Here is a 17,298-nt window from a genome sequence, read left to right as displayed (position 1 = left end):
TCCGTCTTGTTAGACGGAGTCTCAGATTGTTGACAAAATCCTAAAATGGTTTTCATTTTAGGATTTTGTCATCTTTTCAGCGTGATTGAAAACCCTTGAAGTCTAGGAAGGACAAGCATAGGAGCGGGCATTCACAGGATGTGATGACGACGGCGTTTTAGGCAGGACGCCTGAGAATTTAGCCGTTGATCCACTTCACATTGGAGCACCGAAGCGGAGTCCTGACAACGAATGCGAGGGTTTGCCGACACGCTGAGACTCCGTCTTGTTAGACGGAGTCTCTTTTGCTTTTGCCAATCAGACGTGTAACGAGGAACATGGTGACAGAAAGAGATCTGTTTTTCCGATACGCCAGGTATTTCCCGCGCCACTCCGGTTTGTACTTTTCTTTAAAGGCCCTTAGGCCGCTGAAGCTGTACATGTATCTGACATTGTTAAAAATGACAGCAGCAAACCTTTCTGACCAGAAGGATGTAAAGGCAGTGCCGACATTGGACAAGGGTGCCATCCCCATATTAAATGACGTGCAGCCCTCTTCCTTTGCCCATAAAAACATGCGGATGAACAATGCGTCCATAATGCCATTTGGAGCGTCGCCGCGATAGCGCATCAGATCAACCGATATCTCTCCTTCCTGGTACATCGGCATGACATTTGCGAATGCAACGATCTCTCCTTCTGCATTTTTCATATAGGCGATCGGCGCTTTCTGTAAATAGGCAGGATCAAAAAATCCGAGCGAGAATCCCTTCTCTTTTTTCGAACCTAGCCATTCGTCTGAGATTTGTTTCAGCTCCTCCAGAAACGCATCAGAAAATGGGGGATGATCCACATGGAAAGTATACTCCTCCCGCTCAAAGCGGTTATTGATTGCCCGAAGGCCGGCTTTTTTCTTCCCAGTCAAGGTAAATGTATGTAAATCTACATATGCTTCCTCGCCCAATTTAAAGAAGTTGTAGCCAAAATCGTGATACAGCGCCATGTCCTCTCGTTCAATTTGATAGAACAAAACACTGAATCCCTTCTGATGCGCTTCGTTCAGAAACTCTTCCAGCACGAGCGGGAATGATTCTCTTTGGCCAGACGGGTCGCCGAGCACGACCAGCCTTCTGGCGATTTTCCCAAACAGAAGCAATGCATTCCCGTCACTTGAAAAATAAAACCGCTTATCTCCAAGAAAGCCGAGATGGCTTAGCGCGTTGCCGCCTTTTTCATTGAGAAACGCAGCAAGACGCTCAGGGTCAGCTTTCTCTCCGATCGGTCGCGTTCTCTTATGATAGACCACTGTAAATATAAAGAAGAACAGCGGCACAATGATGATCGCCATGATGGTTGCATGTGTAATATGCGAGGTGCTGTGTACGAAATATTCATGACGCAGCACCTTCTTCATCCGGTCCCAAATAAAGCCCGCAATCAGATTGTAGTTAAAGAGTGCCACAGTAAACAGCGCTACAGCGAAAATCAATTGTCCCAGTGTATAAGATGCCTGTTCGCGGACAAATTGTTTTTTCAATAGCACAAGCAATACGATAATCATCGGCAGTATGAATATCGCACTGATGTTAAGTCCTTTTAAAAAGCTGAACACAAACCCGCCGACAAGCGCTGTAATGGCCATCGTATAGGAGCGTTTTGTCCGTTTATAAAGCTCGATCGGCAATATCAGCAGAATGAGCGCTGAGCTTAAAGACAGACCGTTAAACAGCAAAAGAGCCGGGCGCGGAATGTGCGGTATAACCGTCAGCCTGTCAATCGGCAAGGAAACTGAGGCCAGGATAATCAGGCCTGCTACGAACACAATAAGCGAAAGCGAGCCTTGCAGAATTCTCACTAATACCGCACGCTGAACAACAAGCAGAACGTTTGTCGTCTCAATTGCCGGTGCGATGCGCGGGTTCGTTTCGAGCCGTTTCATTGTATTTTCCGTCAGGTCGCCTGCGGCAAAGAATAGTCCCAAAATGAATGGGATAAATGAATAGGCGAGCCTGTACAACACAATAGAAGTAACGATGGCCTCCTGATGATAGCCAAGCTGCTCCATCCCCAGCAAAAACAAAAGGTCAAACGAACCAAAGCCGCCCGGCACGAGGCTGATCATCCCGCCGATCGCCGCAATGACGAACACTCCGAACACATACCTGATATCAGCATGAACGCCCATAGCGAACAAAGCAAAATAGATGACGATCCCGGCCATGAGCCATTCAACAACGGAAGCTCCAATATATGCGAAAATCGGATTTTTCACTTTATCCGCATTTTCTTCGTCCCCAGCTTTGCGGTCTTTTATTTTGGACACTGCCAAGGATAGCGGCAATATCAGCGCAAAACCGATAACGACCGCCCACAGCCAAGGCTTTTCATGAATGACTTCATCCACCGGCAGCACTCGTGCAACGACGAAAATGCTGAAAACAGATAATCCGAGCAGCATAGATGATGTGAGCCAGGCGATTCCTTTCACGAGAGCCTTATGGTCTTTCGTATGCTCCTTATAAAACATCATTCTTAACCCGACTCCGGCTAAACCGCCGAATCCCAGCACATTATTAAATGAATTGGCGATCCAGGAAACCCTGAATACTTTTCCGTTTGTGATCGATAGGCGCAGTGAGTATTTCAGGACGTAATCATACAGAGACATGGCCGCTACAGCCAGCAAGCCGACAAACACAAGTATGAATAAGTCTGTTCGTTCCAGCCCGTTGATGACCATGAGCGTACGTTTGAATGACAGATTTGTCAGTTCTTTTTTTGATTGATAAATAACAAATAGCAAAACAGCAATAGGAAAAACGATTTTTAATATTGATAAAGCATTCTTTTTAATCAGCAATGGTCTCTCCAATCATATTCTAGTTCGAATCTCTCCCCCAATAATCTCCAACTCATTATACACTACCGTTATTTCTCGGACAAAGTCCCGCATGCAGTTTCTGCTCACTTTCTTTCAGGAGTAGAAATCGAGTAATATGATAAGAGGAGTGAATGATGAGGAAGTGATGAAATGGAATATAATTTACATGATACAACGGTACTAAACGAAAACATTCTTTCATCGGAGGAACGGGAAATATGGGTGCTCTATATGAAAGTCTTAACTTCCGCCGGGCTCGGTGATGTTTCCGAATGGATGAAGCTGGATATGAGCATGCCACAAATGAAAGTGCTGATGCTATTAAACAACCATGGAACACTGAAAGTGAGTGACATTGCTGAAAAAATGGGGGCTTCCCTGTCTAATACAACAGGGCTGCTTGACCGGCTTGAAAAATCAGGATTTGTCAAACGCTCACATTCTGAAGAGGACCGCCGCTCAGTGGTTGTTCAGTTGACAGAGAATGCGAAAAATATTTTCCGGGGTTTGTATGAAAAAGGCCACCTGAAATTGAAGCGTTCATTGGAGCTGCTGTCCCCTGAAGAAAAGCAGGCTGTTTCCGAAGGGCTGTCTATCCTTTCAAGAGCATTAGAGAAAGCGAAAAAAGAATAGATCTGCAAGTCTGTCATCCGCAAACTGCGGAAACAGGCTTTTTTTATTTGACATTTAGTTCATTTAAAATGAATAATATATTTAGAGTGAACTAAAGAGGAGTTGATGAATATGTCTGAAGCATTAACAAAGCAGAAAAGCCAAAAGTGGGCAATCAGCCTGTTTACGATTGGCGTGTTTATGGCTGCTTTAGATAACGGAATTATTTCGGCTGCTTTAACAACGATAAACGAGTCGTTTGCCGTTTCTCCTTCCTGGGGATCATGGGGCATCACCCTTTATACGCTTGGTCTTAGCGTCAGTGTGCCAATCGTCGGAAAGCTTTCCGACCGCTACGGCAGAAAAAAACTCTTTCTCATTGAGGTTTGCCTGTTCGGACTTGGTTCTTTGCTTGTGGCTTTGAGCCAAAGCTTCCCGCTCTTTCTGATATCGCGGCTGATTCAGGCGCTTGGCGGCGGCGGGATTTTCATCATCGGCAGCTCGCACATTCTCGCTACGCTTCCAAAGGAAAAGCAGGGAAAGGCGCTTGGACTGCTGGGCGCAATGAACGGCATGGCCGCTGTGCTCGGTCCAAATATCGGAAGCTTTCTGCTTGATTGGACCGGGTCTTGGCATTGGCTGTTTTTGATTAATTTGCCGATTGCCGTGCTATTGGTTGTTTTCGGCGCATGTTTTATTGCGGAAACAAAAGCGCCTGAGGCTAAACGCCTCGATACGGCTGGCATCTTTCTTCTGTCCCTGTCGATTTTAGCCGTGATGTACGGCATGACAAACCTTGACGGGGCAAATCTCTTAAACAGCTTGGGAAATCCGGAGGTTTATGGATGTATTATTTTTGGCATTCTTTGTTTTGCAGCGCTTATCACGTATGAAAAGAGAGTTGAAATGCGCGGGGGCGATCCGATTTTAGCGTATTCTCTGCTGCGCAACCATATGTTTCAGCGCACGCTTATCATCGGTTTGTTATCCGGGGGACTCTTGGCGGCAGTCATTTTTATCCCGTCATATGTCGAGCAGTATTTAGGAGTCCCTGCCGCAAAAGCAGGCTATTGGATGACACCTCTTGCGTTGGCTTCCGGAATCGGCGCTTGGCTTGGCGGAGCGCTTACCGACAAAAAAGGTCCTGTAAAAACCGTTATTCTTTCGGGAATCATCTCATGTGCGGGGTTTGCTTTATTTCCGCTTTGGGTGACGGAAAAATGGGAGTTTGTGATTGCAAGTGTGGTGGCTGGGATCGGTTTTGGCTTTCTCTTAGGGGCTCCGCTGAACGTCCTTGTATCAGAGGCGGCTAAAACAAATAAGGGCACAGCGCTTGGCACGCTTTCATTAGTAAGACAAATTGGACTGACCTTGGCGCCTACTCTTTACGCAGGTTTTATCACAGCCGGGTTCGACCAAATCGGTGATGAAATCAAGAGCCGCTTATCGGACAGCGGGCATTCAGAAAAGGCGAGGCAGATGATTCCGGAGATCGACAGTTCTGATGTTTCTACTTTACAAGAACAAGTTGAACGCATTCCCGTTCCTGAAGTCAAAGCCGCGATAAGCGACGCCATTCATGCGAGTGTCGCCAGCGGCTATGACCATTTATATGCAGCGGCTGCTGTGATCTCACTGCTGGTGATTGCCGCTATCAGTATTCCAGCTTTCCGCCGGCAAAAGCGTTAAGACCACCCCATCTGTTTGGAAAGCTCTGTAATATGAGCGATATGGTGATGTGAGTGCCAGACATACAGGCCGAGCGCGTTCTCCAGGGTAATAACCTCCTTTGTATCAGGGTGATAAAACCCGCGCTGAAATTGCTGATCCGTCAGAGTGCGGAGCAGAGCCGTCCATCTTCCGTGAAGCTCCTGCAAAAGGGCGAGTGAACCGCTCGGATCTGCCGTTTTCGAGTCTTTTAACTCCGACCATGCTTTTTCATCATACGGACGGATAGCCGGCGTCTCTTCCGTCAAGCTTAATTTAAAACGAATATAGCTGTTCATATGACTGTCAGCCAGATGATGAACAACTTGCCGAACGGTCCATCCACCGTCCCGGTACGGTGTGTCAAGCTGGCTGTCCGTCATGCCTTCTACGGCTTGCTTCAGTTGGGCAGGCACTTTTTCAAGGGCTTGTATCCATTCATCTTTTTGCTCCTTCGATATGGATTCCCTCGGCTTGTATTCTCCTATTGGGTAGCTTAGGTTGTCTGTTGTCATGCATGTTCCCCCTTCTTTTCACTCTTCTCCTTTATTTTACAAGAAAAAGATTGTGTCTTGCGTCTTTTTCTCATACAATAAAAACGACACTAGTGTCATTTTTATTATTTAGGAGGATGAATCATGGAAAAACCGTTGTTTCGCACTCAAAAAGGGCTGATGACACTGTTAGCCTCACAAACCATTTCTTCACTTGGAGACTGGCTTCACATTTTGGCCGTGCTAACGTTAGCCGCTTTTCAGCTGGATGCTTCACCATTAGATATGTCGTTTTTAATGATGTCATTTGCTTTGCCTGTCATTGTACTTGGACCTGTATCGGGCCTACTCGCCGACCGTTCAGACAGAAAAACGATTATGTTTCTGTCTGAAATCGGCCGTGCCCTCACCGTTATCAGCTGCGTTTATGTCAGTGAGCTTTGGCAGCTTTACGTATTGCTATGCGTTCAGAGCTGTTTTTCTTCACTTTTTTCACCTGCTAAAAACGGAAAGCTTAAGGAATTGGCGCCGGAAGCACACCTCCAGCAGGCTGTTTCCGTCAGCAGCATCATTGATAACAGTTCAAAAATCTTCGGCCCTGCCCTCGGCGGCGCGCTGATCGCTGCTTTCTCGATACATTCTGTTTTTTATATAAACGCCGGCGCCTTCTTTCTTTCCGCTGTCATTTTGTTTTTCCTCCCCAGAGATGCTTTTTTACAAAAAGCCAATACACCTCAAGAAAAAATATCAGCACTTACTTCTATCAAGGAAGGCCTTCAGTTTTTGAAACGGATGCCGCTGCTTTTAACAGGCTTACTCACAGCTTGTGTCGTTCTCTTTGTTTTGCAGATTGGTGATTCCCAAGCGATTATTCTTATCCGCTCCATTTCAGGAGCTCCGCCCGAGCTTGCAGGCTGGTGCATGGCCGTAAGCGGCGCCGGAATGCTCCTTACGGCGGTCATTGCCGGCAGACGGCAGATCACTTCTTATTTGCTTTATTTCTCAACTGGAACCCTTCTTCTTGGACTAGCGACTGGAGGTGTGCCATTTCTAACCGGTATGGGCATTGCCGGCATGGCTCTTTTTATATTTGCTTTTTTCATCATGGGGGCGGCTTTCGGCCTCGTCCATATTCCATTTCAAATTCTCGTGCAAACAACAGTGCCTGTCGATTACAGCGGCAGGGTATTCGGCGCCATTCAAAGCGCGACAACCCTCGCCTCCATCCTCGGCATGGCGGGCGGGGGCGTGCTGGCGGAATGGATCGGTGTTTCACTTGCTTTTCTTGTCTGTGGCTGCTTGCTGATCATGATTGGGTTGATTACACTTATAGGTAAGAAAGTTTCAGAAAGCAGGCGATATCTTGTCACCGAAAGTAACAAAGGAGCACAAGGATAAACGACAGGCAGAGATTTTAGAGGCTGCCAAAACGGTTTTTAAACGAAAAGGATTCGAATTAACGACGATGAAGGACGTTGTGGAAGAATCAGGTTTCAGCCGAGGCGGTGTCTATCTTTATTTTTCAAGCACTGAGGAGATGTTTCGCCGCATTATTGAAACAGGGCTGGATGAAGGACTCCGAAAGCTTGATAAATCAGCTGAACACCAAAGTGTTTGGGCCGCCATTTCAATCTATTTGGATGAACTGACTGAGGGCCTGCGAGATGTCGCAGATACGCTGGCGCCGGTGCAATTTGAATATTTAGTGACAGCTTGGCGGAATGAAAAGCGACGGCAGTATTTGGAGAAAAGGTATGACCTTTTTGTGGAAAGGTTTTCAAAGCTATTGCAAAAAGGGATCGATCAGGGAGAGTTTCAGCCGGTTCAGCCTCTTGCGACTATCTCCAAGTTTTTCCTCAATATGAATGACGGCATCATTCAAAACGCCCTGTATTTCGATAAAGAAAAGGCTGATGTATCTGGACTTGCTGAGTCTGCAAAACTATATTTAAAAACAGTTCTGCAAGCGGAGGAGAAATAAAAAACGCGGCAGGAGCCCCCTGCCGCTTGTTTTTTTACCCTGCGTGATCACGCACTTCGACTGTTACCTTCTTCTGTTTTGGCTGATAAATTTTCCCCACAAATAAATACCCGTATTTGAACTTATTCAGCGCCCACGAGGTCAGAATCGGCCCAGCTGTACACACGGCAAACAGCAGGAAAACAGCCGGTACGGCGGGAATTTCGGGCATATTCAAAAGCAACACGTAGCCTATCATCATAAAATAGGCATGAAGCAGATAAATCGAAAAGGAATAGTTGCTGATAAACATCATGATTTTCGGCACATGCTTCATTTTAGAAAACAAGTGAAAGCACAGGAAAATCATGCTTGTCGAATACAGCATGATATCAGGCCGCTTCGAGCTGATCATGCCGATTTCGCCGACATAAGAAACAGTGACAACCAGCGCACCAGAAGCAATTGCGCAACCGTATACGACCCAGCGGTATTGGTTCAGCCGCGCTAAGAAACGCTTGTACTCTTTTCCGCAATAGTAGGCTAGACAAAAGTAGAAAAGCCAGCCTGCGAACGGAACCCAGAAGAACGGAAATGACCCGCCCTCTTCAGAAGCAGGAGCCGGGCTGACTGCGGAGAAATAGCTTAAATAAGCGGCTGTCACCACAAATGAGATAGACAACACCCATTTCGGAGATGCTTTTTTCAAATACTCATGAAACATCATATGCAGAATGTAAAACTGAAAGATGACGAGAATGAAGTACCCGATAAAGTTTCCTAGGAATACATTCGCCAGATACTTTTGCACAAACGCGAGAAAGGTTATCTCTCCCCCCATCGCACTGGTCATCAGCAGGGCATCAATGGCCGCGATAAATAAAAAAGGAACAAAAATCACTTTTCCCCGCTTCTTTAAAAAACCGCCCGGCACCCCGTCAGGATAAGAACGCGCCAGTAAAAATTCAGAGATGAAAATAAAAGCGGGCGTGCTGAACATCAGGAGGGTACGGAAAGAATCAACAATGTGAGAAATATCTGCAAGAGCTTCTGCCTGAAGCATCAGGACCATTGAAATGATATGGAGCAGGACGACACTTAAGCACGAAATGCAGCGGATCATAAAAATTTCTTTAATTTGCATGACAGCGCTCCTTTTATTTCAATTTGACAGAAATCGATGGTTGTACCTTAACATGTCTGTTCTATTTGAAAAAGTGCCTGATGTCATATAATGACGTATGCATGATAGACTAAGGTCATAAGAACCCTATGGCTTTCTCAGACGAAAAAACCCGCTGTAACGGAGACAGCAGGTTGTTTTATGGAGATATAGATATTGCGGCTCATATTATGAGAGGATTCCCCATTATACATAAAAAAACAATATCGTTTATATTTTTCTAAAATTAAATGTAAATCTCTTTTATATCATCGATGGAGATGAATCGGATACGTCTGACATACCTTTTATTTTCATTTCCCAAGTGGCCCGGTTGTGTTCCCTTCCTCCCTTTTCTATAATAAGGGGAATAGGCAGTTAGAATCACAGTTGAGCACCGGCTCATCTGTTTTGCGAAACAGCCATAGACACGGAGGATAGCATGAGAGTATTAAAATACGCCATATTAGGGCTTTTGCGAAAAGGCGAATTGAGTGGATACGACATTACGAGTTATTTTAAAGAGGAGCTTGGACAATTTTGGAGCGCCAAGCATAGCCAGATTTATCCTGAGCTCAAAAAGCTGACGGATGAAGGATTTATCACGTTCCGGACAACGATTCAGGGCACAAAGCTGGAGAAAAAGATGTACACCCTGACAGACAGCGGAAAGCAGGAACTGCATGACTGGCTGATCCGCCATCAGCCGATACCGGAGACGGTGAAGGATGAATTTATGCTGAAGGCATACTTTATTTCTTCTCTATCACGGCAGGAGGCTTCAGAATTGTTTACAGACCAGCTTCTAAAACGCAAGGCCAAGCTGTCTGACCTGCAGGAAAGCTATGAAAAGCTTATGGCTTCAGCAGAGCCGATGTCGTTTTCTTCACCGGACTTCGGCCACTACCTCGTGCTGACGAAAGCGCTGGAGCGGGAGAAAAATTACGTTTCTTGGCTGGAATCGATTTTAGCTATGATCGATAAGGATTAACCGGGAGCGGCCTCAGGCCGCTCCAATACTTAATGCGGGGGACGGACAATGAATGTGACATTGCGTGAATTAACAGGGGAACTGATCCGAGTGGTACCGATGGATAAGAGCCATATTCAAGGTTTATATGAGGCTGCAAAAGATGAAAACATTTGGGCCTATTTACCGAAAACCATTACAACGCTGCATGATATGGAAGCTTTTGTCGAGGAAGCCCTGCAAACGAAAGAATACGGAACAGAATTTCCCTTTGTGATTATTCATCGTGAAAGTGGGAAAATCGTCGGCACGACGCGATTTTTGTATATGTCATCCGCTTCAAGGAGCCTTGAAATTGGCTGGACGTAGTTTCACCCTTCAGTGTGGGGCACCTCAGTCAACACCGAATGCAAATATTTGCTGTTACAGTATTGCTTTGAACGGTTGAACACGATTCGGGTGCAATTCAAAACGGATGAGCGGAATATTAGATCGCAAAAAGCAATAGAGCGGTTGGGAGCAGTGAAAGAAGGCATATTGCGAAATCAAATGATCAGAAAAGACAGAACATTCCGCAATTCAGTATTTTACAGCATTATCGACAGGGACTGGCCATCCGTGAAACTGCATTTAGAACGGAGACTGCAACTGCCAGAAAAAGAAACAAAATAATTGCAAAAATCATCTGTCCCTCGGACAGATGATTTTTTTAAGCTCGGAGCGCTTTCAGCCCCGCTGCGAAAGTGATTGCCGCAAATGCAAGCAAAATGCCGCAGATCCCGAGAATATCTGTGACGCGGGCACCGTTAGCGATAATCTCAGTCAGCCCGCTCATTGCCCACTTTTGAGGAAGAAATTCAGCGATGGATTGCATAAATTTCGGTTCAATGTCGATCGGCCAATACATTCCGCTCACCATACACGTTGCAATGACGAACAAGTTGCCAAACGCGAGCTGCTGTTCTGGCGTTCTGACATTGGCCGCAATCATCAATCCAATGCCGACAACGGTCAGCAGAAAAAGCGAGACCAACACCATAACCGCAGCCGGATTCCCCCAGTTGATGCCAAACAGCCAATGGGTTGCGAGAAGCAATATGCCAAATTGAATCCAGCCAATGACAAAGAAGGACAGCACATATCCAGCACCGATTTCCACTCGGCTGACTGAGGCTGTAAGCAATCTGGACCAGACGCCGTTTTTTCTTGCTTCTAAAATGGTTCCAGCCGCTCCCATCATGGTCAGCATGACAAATAGGATGGAAAAGCCTGCTGCTCTGGAGGCTGTGTCACTCGCTTCCACACCCTCTTTTTTATCGCTGAGCGTCTGTCGTTTTACAGCCGGAGCTGAATCTTCATGTTTTTTGGCGAAAACTGTTTTATACGCCGCCTTCCAGCTCTCTCCCGCTGTCTGAGCTGCCGTTTTCGCCGCGGTAACCTGAATATTGAGCGTTGCCAATGTGCTTTCTGCATATTGTTTGACCATCGGCGCTTCCGACAGCTCGGGGCCGTGACGGAAAATCAGCTCAGGATGTTTGCCTTTTTCCAGCTGTGTCTGGAACGAGCGGGAAATGACGATGATCCCGACAATTTTCTTTTGTTTCAGCTTTTCTGACGCTTTGTTTTCAGACATGCTTTCGAATGTATACATATTATCGTGCGCCTTCAGCTGCCGAGTATAATGCTGTGAGAGAATCGTGTCGTCCTGATCAACGATTGCAAGCCGCAATTTATCATCATTTCCGCTGAGCATACTCCCAAATACAAAGGTAAGCAAAAGCGGGGCAGCAAACATGATTAAATAGTTCTGCGGCTTCTTAAAAATGAGAGAAAGCTCAATGCCGCAAATGGCTATGATTTTTTTCACCCTGGTGTACCTCCTTATCTTGTATGAAGCCGTCTGATACCAATTACAAGTGAGCAAAGCCCAATCCCCGCAAAAAGAAGCACAGGCTTTTGAAGGTCAGCCCAGCCTCCCCCTTCCATTAAAGAAAGAAAGCCGTCAAGCGCCCAGCGATTTGGCACAGCTTTAGATACAGTCTGCAAGACGTCCGGAAATTGGTACAGCGGCAGCATGGACCCGCCGAGAACTGCAAGCAATTGAATACCGAAGCCGCCGATCGCATCCGCAGATTTCATATCGCTGAGGAAGGACGCAAGCAGCATTGAAATGCCGGATACAGCAGCGGCGTAAGAAAGCCCGAGAACACTCACACACAGCAGATTGCCGCCCCAGTCCACACCAAAAACATTGATTGTGACGATCAGAAATATGAAAAATTGTATGATGGCAAACAGATATGTCCCAAGCCACTTTCCGAAGAGAATGACAGATTTTTGCGCGGGCGTCATCAGCATTCTGGCAAGCGTCTCAGTATCCTTTTCCTGTAAAAATGATTTCGCCCCGACTGTCATATGAAACAGCATAAACATGCAAAACATTGCAGCCGAATAGTATTGAAAACTGGTAACTGCCTTGCTGCCGACAGATTTTTCCGCAATAGTAAGCTTGTCGCCCGTTTCTCTTTCAAGCGTCTTTGTCAGCTTTTCTGCAAACTGTGCAGGGTCAAGTTTTCCTTGCTGTACAGCTGCCGTTTTGCTGACGTAATCCATTGAAGCTGATGCGGCTTCTTTTACCGCTTTATATTGGTCTATAAAAGAGCTGGCAGCTGTTTCGATGATGGAACTTTTTAATGTTTGATCAGGAGCGGCATAAACTACAGCTGAGGTTTTGCCGGATTCCCAATGTTTCGGAATGACAATACCTACATCGATTTTCTTTTCATCAAGCAGTTTCTTCATCTTATCTTCGCTGTTTGCTTGTGTGGCCTTTATCGATTTCATTTTTTTGAGCACATCTTTTGTAAACATGTTCGCTGCATCTGACTGATCTGGTTGAACGTAGCCGACTTTGATCTCATCAATACCGCTGCCTCCGTCAACAACTGATCTGAGCGCCGCTCCTAAAATACAGGTTAGGATCAGCGGCATTAGGATAAGCATCATAAACCCTTTTCTGTCCGTGATTCTGATTTTGACATCTTTCCATGCGATCCATATGCTTTTTTTCATAGCCGTTCCCCCTTAATCCCGCAACGTGCGGCCGGTCAAATTCAGAAACAGGCGCTCCAGATTTGGTTCCTGCACCTGAAGAGACAGCAGGTTTATATGATGGGCAGCGGCTTCAGCAAGCAGGCTTGTGACGACTTTCTCATGATGGGCCGCAGCAATGTCAATTTTGAGCTCTGAATCATGTACTGTCACATCATTCACATGGGCCAAAGAACGGATTGCAAAAAGAAACGCTTCATCGATCCCGCTGACTGTGAGCTGAATGATGGTATCGCCTCCAAGACGGCTGCACAAATCATTTTTTGTACCGATCGCAATCATTTCGCCCTGATCAATAATTCCGATCCGATCGCATAAAAACTCAACCTCTTCCATGTAATGACTCGTATAGATCACCGTCATGCCCGATTCGTTGAGCTGTTTCACCGTTTCTAAAATATGATTTCTTGACTGAGGGTCAATACCGACAGTCGGTTCATCCATAATCAGCAGCTCGGGCTTATGCATTAAAGCCGCACCGATGTTGATTCTTCGCTTCATCCCTCCGGAGAATGTTTCAATTTTATCTTTGGCACGCTCAGTCAGGCCGACGTATTCGAGGACCTCTGCCGATCTTTTTTTAGCCTCACCGTGCGTAAGTCCGTACATTTTCCCCCAAAACATAAGATTCTCATGAGCCGTGAGCGTCGGATATAAAGCAATTTCCTGCGGGACAACACCGATTTTTTGTTTCGCTTTGGCTGTTTCTTTTCCGATGACACAGCCGCCGACTGTGATGTTTCCGCTGTCATGCGGCACAAGGCCGGAAATCATCGAGATGGTTGTGGATTTTCCCGCACCGTTTGGCCCGAGCAGTCCGAATGACTCCCCCTTTTGTAGGGAAAATGAAATGCCTTTCACAATTGTTTTTTTTCCATATGCCTTTTTGATGTTTTCTGCTTGCAGCACGTTGTTTCACTCCTTTTTTACTCCCATTGCCATTGTAGAAAAAAGAAAGGCGTGCGGCATGTAGCGCCGGATAGAATGTAAGGCATGAAAAAAAGGCCTGTAAAAGGCCTTTTTAGAGAAATGCATATGCAAAACGTCATATGTCAAAAGACAGATACACCATATCTGACCGAGTAAATGGCGGCTTGGGTTCTGTCCCTGACAGCCAGCTTGCTGATGATATTTGAAACATGATTTTTGACTGTGCCTTCTGTAATGTAAAGCTTTTCGGCAATTTCTTTGTTATTCAGCCCGTACCCCAGCTGAGCCAGAACCTCGATCTCGCGCTCGGTCAAGTCGAGCAGCTCCTTAGGTTTTTCTATCTCGCTTATTCCTTTCAGCTGTTTTTCACGCTTCCATTCATTCAGCATTTGAGCAGTCAGTTCCGGAGGAAGCACCATTCCGCCAGAATGAACAGTCATGACCGCTTTTACAATCGTATCTGCCGACATGTCCTTCAGCAGGTATCCGCTCGCTCCTTCTTCAAGCGCTTCAGCAATCAGCTCTGAGTCCTTGAAGGTTGTCAGCATCAAAACCTTTACGCCAGGCAAAGAGCTTGTAATCAATTTTGTTCCTTCGACACCATTGGAGATTGGCATGCGGATGTCCATTAACACGATATCCGGCTCCAGCTCTTTCGCCTTTTCGAAGGCTTCCTGTCCGTTTCGCGCCGTTGCGATCACATCGAGCTCTTCTCGGAGCTGAAGCAGGGATGCCAGCCCTTCTCTGACGATATCCTGATCGTCGGTAATGATGATCTTAATCATGATAAATTCTCCTTTTGCTGCGCGGGCCCGAAGCTCCATTTTTTATTAGCCAGTGAAAATTCGGCGATTACAGTAAACCCTTGATCCCGTTCGCTCTCAAAGCAGATCATTCCGCCATGCTCCGCTGCCCGCTTTTTCATATTCAAGAGACCAAAGCCAAGTGCCGCTTCTGGATTTCCTTTGCCGTCATCCTTAATGACAAGACTTACGCTGTCCGTTGTGCAGGCAAGCTTTATCGAACAGGCTGTGGCGCCGCCGTGCCGTTTGGCATTGGTCAGTGCTTCCTGCACCGTTCTGATCAGGGTCGGATGAAGAGACAGCGGGATGATTGCAGGATCACCGCTAACCGCAAATTCGGTTGTGACTCCTGCATTTTTGTAAAAGTCTTCTGTCAGCTGTTTCAGCGATTCGATTAGCGAAGGATCGTTTTCCGTTTGCAGGGTGCGTACTGATAAGCGGACATCATCAAGCGCTTCCCGGGCAAGCGTGTCACAGACACCGACTGTCTCATCCGCTTTTTGGCTGTCTCTTTTTTGCCATTCACGCAAAAGCTGCAGCTGAACGAGGAGCGCCGTCATTTTGTGTCCGACTGTATCATGGATTTCCCTTGCCATTCTATTCCGCTCATGAATGGCGGTCAGCTCCTCAATCTGCTTCGCATATAAATGCAGCTCCTCGTGGGCAGCAGACAGCGCCAAGTGGGATTCTGTCAGTTCCCGGTACTGCTGTTTTGCCGTTTCCTGCGCATCCAACAGCTTGCGGATTAATTTGCCGACGACACCGCAAAAGACAACGAATGTCATGCTGGTCAAATGATCAATGACAAATTCATTGCCGAACATCGCATATGTACGGATGAGGACGATCAAAAACAAAATAGAGCAAAGACATAAGACAGACCAGGCTGTTCTTTTAGAAAACCCCCGCAGAAAAAAGGCGACCGCAACCGGACAAAGCATAATAATGAACAAACCTGTGCCTGGAAAGATAAATCCGAACGAAAAGCCGATTGCAATATCAATCAGGCAGAACCAGATGGCATTTGTCTCTTTTGTCAGCAAAACATGATTGGCTGCATACATGGCAGCACCTGCTGCGATAAATACATATCCAAACCAGTTATCCTCTTTCACAATGGACAGATACATTAAACAGCTCACCATCAAGGTGAACATTCTCGTAAAAAAAAGAGCTTTCACGCTCATCACTCCCGATACCCAATTCCCTTCTTATCATACCTGCCTCAGGGCATTTTTGACAGGAGTTTCTGGAAAATAAAAAATCCCCCTGCCGTTTTTTCGGCAAGGGGATTGCAGTCAAATCACAAATAGAATATGGGCCCCGGAAACAGGATCTTTCACGCGGAAGCTGTTTTCCATTTCTTCGATCGAATATCCGGCGCGTTTGACTCGGTCAGCCACTTGATCCAGTTCCTCTTGATGAGGCAGAACAACCGTGTAATAGTCTAGTCCGCTGGCATTTGTCGGTTTGGGCGGCGCGTTTCTTCCCGCCCAAATGTTTAAACCGATATGATGGTGGTAGCCTCCGGCTGAAACGAAGAGAGCGGACATGCCCGCATAGTTTCCGACAATGTCAAAGCCCAGTACATCTGTATAAAACGCTTTTGCTTCGTTCAAATCACTGACATGCAGATGAATGTGTCCGATGATTGTATCGTTGGGAAGCACTGTTCTCCGTTCATCTCCTGCCTCTTCCAATAGGCCCTCAATGTCAACAGCGGTTGTCGTCATGACGTAGTTCCCTTCCCGGTCACGCTGCCACGTGCTGCGGGGGCGGTCAGCGTACATTTCAATCCCGTTTCCATCAGGATCAGACAGATAGAGCGCTTCACTCACAGCATGATCCCCATGCCCGATCGCAATACCGTGTTCAATCAGGCGGGCGAGCGCGATCCCAAGTTCCTTCCTGTCCGGTAGAAGAATCGCAAAGTGATAAAGGCCTGTTACAGACCGTTCAGGCAAGACGACGGCGCTTGGATTTTCTTCAAGAATAAGCAGGATGCGTTTCCCGTCAGCCGTTAATTCAGCTCGATGATCCGTCTTTTTTAAGACTTGAAAACCGATGACGTTACAGTAGAACTGAAGGGAACGCTCCAAACTGCGGATTGTGAGTTTGGCATAGCCAATGTGTGTATCCTCATGAATGCTGGTCATGCTGTATGCCTCTTTTCTTATGCTGATACGTTTGTGTTCTTTTTTCCTTTAAACACTAATGGGTCCAGCGCCAGGAATCGGCTTCCCGTAAGCGCCAGGTGAATAGATGTCAAGAGCAGAAGGTAATCAAATTCTGCATTGCCCATGAATGGCGCTTTCAGCTTAACTGTGATGATGGCGCCGATCAGTGTAAGTGCGAACAGTACACCGACAATACGTGTAGCCAATCCGAAGAAGACAAGCACTCCGCCAATGAGTTCAATCGCTGCGATGACATACGCCATAAAGCTTGGAAGGCCTATGCTTCCAAAAAATTGGATGGTGCCCTCCATTCCCTGAAACTTTGATAAACCATGAACAAAAAAGATAATACCTGTAATAACCCTTAAAAGTAATGTGCCAATTTCAAATGATTTATTCATTTGATCCTCCTTGATAAATGTTATCACTTACTTAATGTAAGCTAGTATATATACATAACTTGTTTACGTCAAGTAATTTTGTTACATTTTACGAAAATGACATAAAAGTAC

General features: G+C 46.3%; 15 protein-coding genes and 1 pseudogene. 6 read left to right on the top strand and 10 right to left on the bottom strand.

Annotated elements, in window-relative coordinates; all coding sequences use genetic code 11:
- Positions 1–268 precede the first annotated feature (268 nt).
- Positions 269–2,839: a bifunctional lysylphosphatidylglycerol flippase/synthetase MprF gene (gene mprF, locus C1T29_RS05385; protein WP_014663256.1), complete on the bottom strand. Its 2,571-nt coding sequence runs from the start codon at positions 2,837–2,839 to the stop codon at positions 269–271.
- 171 nt (positions 2,840–3,010) lie between these two features.
- Here mprF and C1T29_RS05380 point away from each other — a divergent pair, with 171 nt between their 5' ends.
- Entirely contained in the window at positions 3,011–3,493 is a 483-nt protein-coding gene (locus C1T29_RS05380; RefSeq protein WP_014663255.1) for a MarR family transcriptional regulator, read from the top strand.
- A gap of 111 nt (positions 3,494–3,604) precedes the next feature.
- Positions 3,605–5,161: an MFS transporter gene (locus C1T29_RS05375; protein ID WP_103749992.1), complete on the top strand. Its 1,557-nt coding sequence runs from the start codon at positions 3,605–3,607 to the stop codon at positions 5,159–5,161.
- On the opposite strand, the gene bstA is transcribed toward C1T29_RS05375, so the two are convergent.
- Positions 5,158–5,694: a bacillithiol transferase BstA gene (gene bstA / locus C1T29_RS05370; protein WP_103749993.1), complete on the bottom strand. Its 537-nt coding sequence runs from the start codon at positions 5,692–5,694 to the stop codon at positions 5,158–5,160. The genes C1T29_RS05375 and bstA overlap by 4 nt on opposite strands.
- A gap of 123 nt (positions 5,695–5,817) precedes the next feature.
- Here bstA and C1T29_RS05365 point away from each other — a divergent pair, with 123 nt between their 5' ends.
- A complete protein-coding gene (locus C1T29_RS05365; RefSeq protein ID WP_103749994.1) occupies positions 5,818–7,071 on the top strand; it encodes an MFS transporter in 1,254 nt (417 codons plus the stop codon).
- Positions 7,037–7,654 carry a TetR/AcrR family transcriptional regulator gene (locus tag C1T29_RS05360; RefSeq protein WP_103749995.1) on the top strand — a complete coding sequence of 206 codons (618 nt, stop codon included), beginning with the start codon at positions 7,037–7,039 and terminating at the stop codon, positions 7,652–7,654. The genes C1T29_RS05365 and C1T29_RS05360 overlap by 35 nt, the downstream gene beginning before the upstream one ends.
- 34 nt (positions 7,655–7,688) lie before the next feature.
- Here the strand turns inward: C1T29_RS05360 and C1T29_RS05355 are convergent, their stop codons facing one another.
- Positions 7,689–8,777 carry an acyltransferase family protein gene (locus C1T29_RS05355; protein ID WP_103749996.1) on the bottom strand — a complete coding sequence of 363 codons (1,089 nt, stop codon included), beginning with the start codon at positions 8,775–8,777 and terminating at the stop codon, positions 7,689–7,691.
- A 460-nt stretch (positions 8,778–9,237) separates the two neighbouring features.
- On the opposite strand from C1T29_RS05355, the gene padR reads away from it, so the two are divergent.
- Both padR and C1T29_RS05345 read left to right on the top strand, forming a co-directional pair.
- Positions 9,238–9,786 carry a transcriptional regulator PadR gene (padR, locus tag C1T29_RS05350; RefSeq protein WP_069149200.1) on the top strand — a complete coding sequence of 183 codons (549 nt, stop codon included), beginning with the start codon at positions 9,238–9,240 and terminating at the stop codon, positions 9,784–9,786.
- 48 nt (positions 9,787–9,834) lie between these two features.
- Positions 9,835–10,437 (top strand): annotated as a pseudogene (locus tag C1T29_RS05345) (GNAT family N-acetyltransferase).
- Positions 10,438–10,474: 37 nt separating this feature from the next.
- On the opposite strand, the gene lnrN reads toward C1T29_RS05345, so the two are convergent.
- The 7 genes from lnrN to catD form a co-directional block, all read right to left on the bottom strand.
- Positions 10,475–11,632, bottom strand: coding sequence for a linearmycin resistance permease LnrN (lnrN, locus tag C1T29_RS05340; RefSeq protein ID WP_103749997.1), 1,158 nt, complete (start codon positions 11,630–11,632; stop codon positions 10,475–10,477).
- A 14-nt stretch (positions 11,633–11,646) separates the two neighbouring features.
- Complete coding sequence (locus C1T29_RS05335) at positions 11,647–12,837, bottom strand: linearmycin resistance permease LnrM (RefSeq protein WP_071581284.1); 1,191 nt, start codon at positions 12,835–12,837, stop codon at positions 11,647–11,649.
- A 12-nt stretch (positions 12,838–12,849) separates the two neighbouring features.
- On the bottom strand, positions 12,850–13,785 hold the full coding sequence (gene lnrL, locus C1T29_RS05330; protein ID WP_071581283.1) for a linearmycin resistance ATP-binding protein LnrL: 936 nt from the start codon (positions 13,783–13,785) through the stop codon (positions 12,850–12,852).
- Between the two features lie 143 nt (positions 13,786–13,928).
- Positions 13,929–14,591, bottom strand: a complete 663-nt coding sequence (gene lnrK / locus C1T29_RS05325; protein WP_095432300.1) for a two-component system response regulator LnrK — start codon at positions 14,589–14,591, stop codon at positions 13,929–13,931.
- Entirely contained in the window at positions 14,588–15,790 is a 1,203-nt protein-coding gene (gene lnrJ, locus C1T29_RS05320) for a two-component system sensor histidine kinase LnrJ (protein ID WP_103749998.1), read from the bottom strand. The genes lnrK and lnrJ overlap by 4 nt, the downstream gene beginning before the upstream one ends.
- 117 nt (positions 15,791–15,907) lie before the next feature.
- Positions 15,908–16,765, bottom strand: coding sequence for a catechol 2,3-dioxygenase (catE, locus tag C1T29_RS05315; protein WP_103749999.1), 858 nt, complete (start codon positions 16,763–16,765; stop codon positions 15,908–15,910).
- Between the two features lie 17 nt (positions 16,766–16,782).
- A complete protein-coding gene (gene catD / locus C1T29_RS05310; RefSeq protein WP_014663239.1) occupies positions 16,783–17,187 on the bottom strand; it encodes a DoxX family oxidoreductase CatD in 405 nt (134 codons plus the stop codon).
- Between the last annotated feature and the right edge of the window lie 111 nt (positions 17,188–17,298).

This window comes from Bacillus sp. MBGLi79 (assembly GCF_002953915.1).
This window is presented reverse-complemented; position numbering and strand designations above follow the sequence as displayed.